Origin of the sequence: Delftia tsuruhatensis NBRC 16741 (genome assembly GCF_001571325.1) — a bacterium.
In the GTDB taxonomy this organism is placed as follows: Bacteria; Pseudomonadota; Gammaproteobacteria; order Burkholderiales; family Burkholderiaceae_C; genus Comamonas; species Comamonas tsuruhatensis.
The window spans coordinates 1-1,167 of the sequence record NZ_BCTO01000121.1 but is presented as its reverse complement, the minus strand read 5'-3'; the positions used below and the strand labels follow the sequence as shown (position 1 = coordinate 1,167).

Here is a 1,167-nt window from a genome sequence, read left to right as displayed (position 1 = left end):
CGGTGCCCGTGGCGTCATCGGCATCCTGCCCGCTGGCACGCTGCCCGTGTCGCTGTACATCCGCGTGCCGGCCGCCCTGGGCGCGGGCTTCAAGGCTTCCATCGGCCTGGCGGATGCGGACGGCGACATCAGCGCTGCGGCCGACGACGGCGGTGGTGCCTGGGTGACGGACAACGACGCGGGCGCGGCCGGCGGCTATGTGCACCTGGTTCCCGCAGGCTTTGCCAAGCTGGTGCCCAAGGACGAAGACCGCCGCATCGTCCTCAAGGTCACAGGCGCGGGCACGGCCGCAGGCCTCTTCGCCCTGGACCTGATCTACACGAACGCCTGACAGCGTGTGCGCGCCCCGCAAGGGGCTTTTCCCCGGTGGCATCCGCTGCCGGGGCTTTTTGAACCCCGGAGATCCATCACCATGAAGCTGTTCACTTCGCTGCCCGCACGCAAGGACGGAACCCTGATCGTGCGCATCAAGGGCGCCACCTATATTTTCGAGGGCAAGCCGCTGGCCTGCGACGTCGAGAACGAGGCCCATGCCGAGCATCTGCGCGCCGGCAACTTCCAGACCGAGGAGGAGTTCGACGCCGAGCAGAAATTCCAGCGCCTGGCCGCCGAGCGCGAAGCCCGCCGCGCGGCCCTGGACGGCAAGGCCCCGTCCTCGCGCGGCACCTTCTCGCCCGGCGTGGGCTCGGACGATGAGGACGACCTGGATGGCGGCACCGGTATGCCCCAGGAATCCGACTCGGCCCCCACCGGCCGCGTGCGCAAGGCCTCGCGCGCTTCCAACGTGACCGGCTGATCGCACCATGGCCTCCTGGGAGAACTGGATGCCGGAGCTGGTACTGGCTGCCCCCAAGGCGCCGATACCGCTCATTCACCTGGCGTTGAACCGCGCCGCGCGCACCTTTCTCAAGGCAACGCGCGCCTGGCAGGAATGGCTGGAGCCCACGGACGTGACTGGCGAGGCCTTCGCCGAATACACCTTCGAGCTGCCCCAGGGCGCAGAGCTGCTGCGCCTGGAGCGCGCCACGCTGGCCGGGCGCCCGCTGGAGGTGGCCAAGGCGCGCGATCTGCCTGCCGATCCCTGGCAGCAAGAGCTGCGCGGCAAGCTCTACCTGGTCACGACGAACCTGCGCGAATTCACAGTACGCACGGGCAGCGCGGGCCGGC

At 69.6% G+C, this 1,167-nt stretch carries 2 protein-coding genes and 1 pseudogene; all 3 read left to right on the top strand.

Annotated features, from left to right (window positions below; translation table 11 throughout):
- Nucleotides 1-331 (top strand): hypothetical protein (locus tag DTS01S_RS29240; RefSeq protein WP_061290151.1); only part of this gene is annotated, 331 nt, incomplete at its 5' end.
- An 81-nt stretch (nt 332-412) separates the two neighbouring features.
- Nucleotides 413-796 (top strand): hypothetical protein, encoded by a 384-nt coding sequence (locus DTS01S_RS29235; RefSeq protein WP_061290146.1) that lies wholly within the window; start codon nt 413-415, stop codon nt 794-796.
- Between the two features lie 7 nt (nt 797-803).
- Nucleotides 804-1,167: pseudogene (locus DTS01S_RS29230) on the top strand (hypothetical protein); the annotation flags it as partial.